This window comes from Thalassospira sp. HF15, assembly GCF_011806525.1.
GTDB lineage: Bacteria > Pseudomonadota > Alphaproteobacteria > Rhodospirillales > Thalassospiraceae > Thalassospira.
In genome coordinates, this window is the sequence record NZ_JAAVKI010000007.1 from 293,538 (window position 1) to 302,545 (window position 9,008).

Annotated in this window: 6 protein-coding genes; 2 read left to right on the forward strand and 4 right to left on the reverse strand. The window is 51.5% G+C overall.

All coding sequences use genetic code 11. From position 1 onward, the window contains the following. Window positions 1-17: 17 nt before the first annotated feature. Both HED22_RS16880 and HED22_RS16885 read right to left on the reverse strand, forming a co-directional pair. Entirely contained in the window at window positions 18-974 is a 957-nt protein-coding gene (locus HED22_RS16880) for a 2-dehydro-3-deoxygalactonokinase (RefSeq protein ID WP_167724431.1), read from the reverse strand. A gap of 116 nt (window positions 975-1,090) precedes the next feature. After that, complete coding sequence (locus tag HED22_RS16885; protein ID WP_167724371.1) at window positions 1,091-2,104, reverse strand: cation diffusion facilitator family transporter; 1,014 nt, start codon at window positions 2,102-2,104, stop codon at window positions 1,091-1,093. Window positions 2,105-2,631: 527 nt separating this feature from the next. Here HED22_RS16885 and katG point away from each other — a divergent pair. Beyond that, window positions 2,632-4,815, forward strand: coding sequence for a catalase/peroxidase HPI (gene katG / locus HED22_RS16890; protein WP_167724374.1), 2,184 nt, complete (start codon window positions 2,632-2,634; stop codon window positions 4,813-4,815). A 106-nt stretch (window positions 4,816-4,921) separates the two neighbouring features. On the opposite strand, the gene HED22_RS16895 is transcribed toward katG, so the two are convergent. Further along, a complete protein-coding gene (locus HED22_RS16895; protein WP_167724376.1) occupies window positions 4,922-5,752 on the reverse strand; it encodes a hypothetical protein in 831 nt (276 codons plus the stop codon). A gap of 173 nt (window positions 5,753-5,925) precedes the next feature. After that, on the reverse strand, window positions 5,926-7,452 hold the full coding sequence (locus HED22_RS16900; RefSeq protein ID WP_167724378.1) for an SIR2 family protein: 1,527 nt from the start codon (window positions 7,450-7,452) through the stop codon (window positions 5,926-5,928). 384 nt (window positions 7,453-7,836) lie between these two features. On the opposite strand from HED22_RS16900, the gene HED22_RS16905 reads away from it, so the two are divergent. Beyond that, window positions 7,837-8,721: a hypothetical protein gene (locus HED22_RS16905; RefSeq protein ID WP_167724380.1), complete on the forward strand. Its 885-nt coding sequence runs from the start codon at window positions 7,837-7,839 to the stop codon at window positions 8,719-8,721. Window positions 8,722-9,008 lie beyond the last annotated feature (287 nt).

The following is a 9,008-nucleotide window of genomic DNA, read 5'->3' on the forward strand; positions in this document are numbered from 1 at the left end:
GCCTGAATTCTGTTATTTCAGCGGGTAGCGCCACTGACAACGCCATAGGCGCGGCCAAGCCCCGCCAGCGTAATCGCCGCACCATCCTTGGGCGTGGCTTTATGGTTATGCACCGCCAGGGCCGCCTGATAGAGCGACGCCAGTTCACCCGCCCCGATCAAGGCAATATCTTCGCCCGGTGCAAGGTGACTTAAGACATCGGCAATCTCGGCCCCGATGACGGTACCCGAAAGCACCGCAGCCCCCGGCGCAACAGATGCCGCGTCCTTGGCAACAAGCGCGCCTGCCCGCACCGTAAACAGCGTATGCAAAAACGCTGTTGGTTGCAGTTTGGCCGCGCGCACGGCATCGGCAAAGGCCCCGTCATCCCAACGATCATCAACCGAATGGCGCAGGATGGATTGCTGTGACAGCAAGGCAAATACCTCGCCACTCATATAGGTGCGAAAGGCCCTGATCATGCCATCGCCGACATGCGCCCATTTCGAATGGGTGCCGGGCAAACAGACCCAGCCGGAAAAGTCCGGGTTCTCGGCCATAAAGCCGACAAGCTGGGTTTCCTCGCCGCGCATGACGTCAGAATCACCGCGCTGACACAGGCCGGGCAGGATAAAAACAGAAATACGAGGATCGCTCACATTCGGTGTCACCGCACCCTTCGCCAGATCAGCAGGCCGTGCTGGCACATCGCAATAAGGCGCTTCAAGCCATCCTTGCTTGGCGCCGGCCATGCCGCAGATCACCACTGGCAGGCCTCGCTGATCGGGTGACAGCCAGCCGTCTATCAGGTCGATCAGAACCGCCTCGAATGAAAGTTTGGGGTCACCGGCAATCGCATTCATGCCAAGTGGGCTCTCGGTGCTGCCAAGGATGTTAGCGGTATCATCCATCGCCCAGACCCGGAGATTGGAGGTCCCCCAATCAACCGCTACCCACGACAGAGACGTTCCATGTTCCTGATTTAACGCGGCCACCCTGCCCTCGAATTCGTTGTTGGTTTTATTCCTCATACTATTGCGCGGACCTGCGGTCAATGCACACCGATGAGATGCCAAAATGCAGAAAAATAGCTATCCGCCAGAATGCAGCATCACGCCGGATGCTCGGCGGTTTGTTCACCTGCTACGACGGCCTCTGCCTGATCCAGCAATTCCTGATGCGAACGCCAGTTTTGCGCCTCGATAAACACCTTGGAGACTTCCGGGATTGCCGCACGAATATCACTTTCCAGTCGGCTGACGGCGGCTTCAACCTGCTTTGAGGTCACCTTGTCCTGAAAATCAACGCTGACACAGACCATCAGGCTTTGCGGCCCGTGATGCAGGGTGACGATCTCGTTGACCTTGAGGATGCCGGGAATGGCCGCCACCATCTCGGCAATCATTTTCCGGCTTTGGCGACTGGCACTCTCACCGATCAACAGGCCTTTGCACTCAACCGCCAACAAAAAGGCCGTCACCGCCAAAATAAGCCCGATCATCACCGACGCCAGCCCATCAAGAACCGGCATCTCCAAAAGATACGCCGCCGCAATCCCGACACACGCCACCACAAGGCCCAAAAGGGCCGCTGAATCCTCAAACAGGATGACAAAAACCGTCGGATCCTTGCTGCTGCGCACGGCCTTGATCAACGGAATGCCGGGGTTCTGCGCCCGAAACGTCCGATACGCCGTGCGAAACGCCATGCCTTCAAGCACAATTGCAATCGCCAGAATTGAAAACACCACGTGATAGGTGCGGATATCAAACCCGCCAAACGTTGCCACCACGTGCACATCAAGCGCATGCGGATGGATCACCTTGTCCACCCCTTCCCAGATCGAAACCCCGGCACCCAGGCCGAAAATCATCACCGCCACCAAGAATGACCAGAAATAAGTTTCCTTGCCATAGCCCAAAGGATGCCTTTCATCGGGCTCGCGGGTGGAAAGCCGCAATCCCAAAAGCAAAAGCCCCTGATTGCCCGTATCCACCAGCGAATGAATGCCTTCTGACATCATCGCCGCAGACCCGGTAATCGCCGCCCCGCCAAACTTCGCCACGGCAATCAAAAGATTGGCCGCCGCTGCCATGTAAATGGCCCCTTTTGAAGAATGAGACATATCGGGATTTCCGCTTTTTTGTGGGGCGATGGTTCTGGCTTCCAACAGCCGGGATTGCAAAAACCCCGTATGTTTAAGGCCTTAAACCTGTGAACTCGAACACAGTCTACCCGACTGGTTTCAAATGTCACGGCCCCTGCGGACACCCCCGCCAAACCGTCCCTTTCGCCTCAGCACCCAGATTAATCGATAAAAACTATCGAAAACACATGAAATAACTATTTCCCCTATTACGCATCTGGTTGCTAACCTTCTTTCAATCACGGGGAAGCCCGTGTCATCGGATTGAACAAACCGTGTCGTGTTGCGATCTTTGAGTTGATCACCATCTTCAACATGAAACCCTAGGGATAACTTCTGGTTTCATCGCGCGGGTTTTGGTTAAATCAAATCAGGGAGAAACAACCAAAGGGTGCCACAAGCAACAGATCACTTTGTTGTTTGGTCAAAATCAACGCACCCCGCAGCTGCTCGATACAGGTCCAAGAGCTGTTTAAAACATCTCAGCCACGACGGAGAGAGAAAAAATGGACGGAAAACACACCGCAGGGAAATGTCCGGTAATGCATGGCGGCATGACCGAGACCGGCAAATCGGTAAGCGACTGGTGGCCGAAAACGCTTAACCTCGACATCCTTCATCAGCATGACACCAAGGTGAACCCCTATGGGGAAGACTTCAACTATGCTGAAGAATTCAAGAAGCTCGACCTTGAAGCGGTCAAGACCGACATCAAAAACCTCATGACCGACAGCCAGGACTGGTGGCCGGCTGACTGGGGCCATTATGGCGGGCTGATGATCCGTATGGCATGGCACTCTGCCGGGTCGTACCGTCTGGCCGATGGCCGTGGTGGTGGCGGCAAGGGCAACCTGCGCTTTGCGCCGCTGAACTCCTGGCCCGATAACACCAACCTTGATAAGGCCCGCCGTCTGCTGTGGCCGATCAAAAAGAAATACGGCAACAAGCTTTCCTGGGCCGATCTGATCATTCTGGCTGGCACCATGGCCTATGAATCGATGGGTCTTAAGGTCTTTGGGTTTGGCGGCGGCCGTGAAGATATCTGGCACCCGGAAAAAGACACCTATTGGGGTGCGGAGCGCGAATGGCTGGCACCAAGTGACAATCGTTATGACGATGTCTCCAAACCCGACACCATGGAAAACCCGCTGGCGGCAGTTCAGATGGGCCTGATCTATGTGAACCCGGAAGGTGTGAATGGTCAGCCCGATCCGCTCAAGACCGCCGCCCAGGTCCGTGAAACCTTCGCCCGTATGGCAATGGACGACGAAGAAACCGCAGCCCTCACCGTTGGTGGTCACACCGTCGGCAAGACCCACGGCAACGGCAATGCCGAGCTGCTGGAAGCCGAACCCGAAGCCGCCGATGTCCATGAACAGGGCATGGGCTGGATGAACCACACCAAGCGTGGCATTGGCCGCGATACCGTAACGTCGGGCATCGAAGGTGCCTGGACCACCCACCCGACCAAGTGGGATAATGGCTATTGCAAGCTTTTGCTGGGGTATGAGTGGGAGCTCAAGAAAAGCCCGGCCGGTGCCAACCAGTGGGAACCGATCGGCATAAAAGAAGAAGACATGCCCGTTGACGTCGAAGACCCGTCAATCCGTTGCATGCCGATCATGACCGATGCCGACATGGCGATGAAGATGGACCCGACCTATCGCGCCATCATCGAGAAATTCAATAACGACTTTGAATATTTCTCCGATTGCTTTGCGCGCGCATGGTTCAAACTGACCCACCGTGATATGGGCCCGAAGGCCTGCTATCTCGGCCCGGATGTCCCCAAAGAAGACCTGATCTGGCAGGACCCGATCCCGGCGGTTGATTATACCCTCTCGGACTCCGAGATCGCCGATCTCAAATCCAAACTGCTCGGTCTTGGCGTTTCCGCGACCGACCTGATCAATACCGCCTGGGACAGTGCCCGCACCTATCGTGGCTCGGACCGTCGCGGTGGTGCCAATGGCGCACGCATCCGCTTGGCCCCGCAGAAGGACTGGGAAGGCAACGAACCCGCACGCCTTGCCAAGGTCCTGAAGGCACTTAAGGACTTCCAGGCAGGCCTTGCCAAGAAAGTCTCGATGGCTGACCTCATCGTCCTTGCCGGTTCGGCCGCGGTCGAAAAGGCCGCCAAAGATGCCGGTGTGAACATCACTGTCCCGTTCGCACCGGGCCGCGGTGACGCAACCGACGAGATGACCGATGCGGATAGCTTCGATGTCCTCGAACCGCTGGCGGACGGTTTCCGCAACTGGTCGAAAAAGGACTATGTCGTATCGCCAGAAGAAATGCTGCTGGATCGGGCACAGCTCATGGGCCTGACCGCCCATGAAATGACCTGCCTGATCGGTGGGATGCGGGCCCTTGGCACCAACCATGGCGGCACCAAGCACGGCGTCTTCACCGATCGTGTCGGCGTGCTGACGAATGACTTCTTCGTTAACCTGACCGACATGGGCTACAGCTGGAAACCGGCCGGCGACAACCTTTACAACATCGTTGATCGCAAGTCCGGCGACACCAAATTCACCGCCACCCGCGTCGATCTGGTGTTTGGCTCCAACTCGATCCTGCGCGCCTACGCCGAAGTCTACGCCCAGGACGACAACCACGAGAAGTTCGTCAAGGACTTCGTCGCGGCTTGGACCAAAGTCATGAACGCCGATCGCTTTGATCTGGCGTGAGGGGCGACTAGCCTGATGTGATTTGGAGCTTTTGGGCTATGATGTGAGAACACCCCCGGTCTTGAGGCTGGGGGTGTTTTGCAATCCAAGACGTCGCTTCAAAGCCTTAACCTTGCGATTGCTTCTGTTCTAATTGCTCAGAAACATTCTTCGCGCACTGGGCTAAAGCTTGGTCCCTCAAATCTGCATGACAAATATGTTTAAGGTAACGTTCCAGACTATCATCCCATTCCTGCTCAGTGCTCAAAGCCATGTCCGAGAACAATGACCCTGTAAAGTATTGATGGTGCAACTGGGATCGAACATCCACAAACTCTACATTAAATGCTCCCCGTACACGTACTTCACGAACGCAGTTAGCCTTCAATCTATCAGTCAAGCTTTTAGCAAAATCATCCAAGCGCCCTTGCAAGCCTGGATTTATCACATCGTAGTAAGTGGATGAGGGAATTGTGCCTACAGCATGGCCGTAACCACCTGTTATAAGAGTATCCGCGAAAGAAACGTCAACCCAATAAGTTCCGCCGTCATTCGCTGAACAAGTTGGCCCCAAGCCAAGCACGCCGAAATAGACCGCTCTAACACCTTTAATGGAAGTAAATCCGACACCTGTCTGAAAACTCGCATTGTCAGGATAGGAGTGACGCCATAGCTTATCCTGCGGATTGCGACCTTCAACGTTATTATCGTCGAGGTAAAAGGAAGGTGATCGAACATATTCAACCGCTGGCGGAGCCAAATATCTCTCAAGCCTTGCCATTTCCTCACTGATTGAGAGTTGTTGCGCAATTAGGCTCCCTTGGGAGCTTTGAATATCCAACATCAGCTCTTGTAGCTGCGTTTGTTGATAGAGGAATAGCGCGGTTAAAACCGAAACGATCAAGCTTATGCTGCCAGAAATAACCTTCCACACTGAAATAGTTGTTTCAACTTTCACCGTGCTCGCTCGCTTTGCTGTAATTTCTTAATACCTCGAACGACTTGCTTCAAAATTATGAACGCTGATCGCTTTGATCTGGCGTGAGGTGCGGATAGCCTGATGTTATTTGGAGCTTTAGGGCTCTAGACGACGCCCCCGGTGGGGGCGTATTATGTATCAACACACAGCAATCAGTCTTGCCCATCTTCGTAAAGTGAATCAATATCTCTGATCAACTTTCTGATTGTGGATTTCAGCTCGTCAGTGCAATTTTCTGCATCTACTAGCTCATTCAACCACCAACTACTTACCGAATATTGCTCAAGCTCGAGTTCGTTGCTTGCTATAGATACAAGACTAGTGATTTCATCCTGTGTAAGCCAATTTTTACGCCCCTTTTGGAAATCGTGATAGATAGCCCAGCAATCTCCAAATTTGTCGCCACCAAAATCCAGCAACTTTTTGACCAACTGCATACGCTCACTAAACACATCCCCATCCGGATTTACATGGAACGACAACAGATCAATCAACGGTGTCTTAGCCATATGAAAATCCCAGAGATAAGGATCACTCTTGCAGGTTCCTAAAATTGTCTTTCCAATTTTTTCTCTGACAGCATTAGACAATCCAATCTCAAGTTCATTATTTAATTTAATTATAGCTTGAAACAGGGCATGGGCTCCTTTTGTAGCGATTGTACCCGTCTTACCGTACAATTCGCCGCCATATTCCTTAAATATCTGAGGGTTATCAAAAACCCTCAATATTGCTTTGATTGCCTGCTTACGTCCGTCATCTGTAGTAAACTTTAGAATAAGTTCCTTACTTGGGTTTTTCCCTTCTACTGCTTTTTCAAGAATGTCCTCAACACGCGTTAACACGTCATTGAAGTCATACTTAAACGATATCACGTCACCAGAAAACTCTTGAACAAGAGCACTAAGCTCTTCTAAAAACTCACCAATTTCTGCTTCAACGAGACAGATATTTTTCTTCGAGAATAAGTATTTAGCTTGAGATAGTTTCTCATCATCTCCAGATGGACGAACTATCATAAATGATGGAAGCTTGTCGTCGCCAAGATGCGCAACCACTTCATCATATATATAAAATATATTCGGGTCTGAAAGACTATAACCAAGAAATATCGGAACATTCTCCGAGAACACAGTGAAAATCTTGCTTTTAAGGTACGTATCTTCCCTTTGAAATTTTGTATACTGACTCTGAGTGACAACTATACTATTTGGATCCCGTGAATCTCCATGTATCTTGAATATATTTCTTCCTTCTGAAAGCTGTATGTTCTTCTCTCCTCTAACAATAACAGAAGGTAAATAATCAAATATATCCTCTAATACATTATCCCAATTTGTTGTAACCAAAATATTACTCGAAAGATTATAAAAATTTTCAACCCAAACTGGGCTATCAACATCTTCCTTCAGCGTATGAAGTGATTTCACCACTTCCCCATTAAAGTCATCACCACCTATTTTTTCATCGTAGAATGAATGCAATATTTCTGCTGCATGAAGATAATTATTTGGGAGATCTCGCTCAAAACTAATATTTTCTTTAACCTTGTCTAGAACATCCCCCCATCCTGGATACCCAAAGTTTGCAGAGAAACCGGAACCAATCCAGAAGAAATGACGTTTCCCGTAAACGGCAGAAACCAATACTTCTTTCTCCCGATCACTCAAGTCACTCATACAACTCATTTAGCCCCCCTTATTGACTCCATTGGACTAGAAATACTAGCGGGCAACTATTCAGGGTTGCAAACATAATTTCTAGAAAGCGTCACTAATTTCAAAATAAAGGGGACATGAAAATAAAGGGGACAGCCCCCTTTTTTGATTAACAGTGGATAGTTTGATACGTGTTGCCCTAGCGCAGCCTTAAAAGAAGGGGACAGATTTATTTTTGGTCTCCTTTTAAGCCTCTCCATTCCACCAATACCTAGTTCCCTTATCATATCTATGTTCATATTTTTCGTGTGAGCCCTTGTCCTGAAAAACCTTCACGGCGCTATTAAGAGCAGCAATAAAATAGTATCTTGGAAAAAGGGTCTGAACTTCTAAGGGAAAGATCATTTGGGCTATATTCGGGATCACTGGCAAGGAAAGCACGCGCTGTTATTCGCGCTGGCCGTCAACCTGATCCTGATCCGGGTTCTGATCATGTTTGCCGATCGCTATACGCTGCCGCCCTATATCCCGGATCGCATCCCGGCACTGATCTCGACGGTTGCGTTTATCCTTGTTTTTCATGGCGTTGTTTTTGTCTGGCAGGTGGTCGGCGTGCTGCGCGCCACCCAACATCAATCAAGCATTCTTGCCAATATCTGGACCGTTGTGAGTTATGGGGTGATCGGGCTGTGTTTGGCTTTTACCGCTCTTAGCATCGCGGCCTCTTTCCGCGCCCTTGCGCCGGAGAAGTTTATCCCCGTCAACCTGACCGAGCTTGAAGATGCCCGCGCCAGCCAATATGAGCTAACGCTCAGCCCGGACAACACCCGCATTCACATCACCGGCATCTTTGCCCTTGGCATGACGCAGCGGCTGGCCGCCTTGCTCGATCAAAATCCGGGGGTGACCGGCATCGTCCTGCACAGTGATGGCGGGCATGTCTATGAAGGGCGCGGTGTCGGCTTCCTGATCCGCAACCGGGGTTTGGACACCTATGTGTTTGAGGCGTGTAGTTCCGCCTGCACAACCGCCTTTATCGGTGGCGCCAAACGCTATCTCGGCCCCAACGGGCGTCTTGGTTTCCATCAATACAAGGTCGATCTCAACTACCCCGTCCCGCTCTATGACATCAAGGGCCAGCAGGAAAAGGAAATCACCTTCTATCGCAACCAGGGCATTGCCGAGAGCTTCCTGAAACAAGTCTTCCTCGCCCCGCATACCGGGATCTGGTTCCCGGAGGTGGAAGAGCTGATGGAGGCTGGTGTTGTTGATGGGGAGGTTGAGGAGTGAGTTTGTGGCGCTTTTGGCTGAACCTCTGCAGTCTGCGCGCGGCTTCGCCGTGCTCGACCTTCAGACTAAAAACGTGCCACTGGCACGTTTTCTATACGTCTTCAGCCTTCAAGTTATGAGCACAGGCCCATAACGCAGGAAGATCAGAGTTCAAAGCGTCTTCACGTGATCAAATAAAAAAGGCGGCCCCATGCGGGACCGCCTTTTTTATTTGGTTGCGGGGAGAGGATTTGAACCTCTGACCTTCAGGTTATGAGCCTGACGAGCTACCGGACTGCTCCACCCCG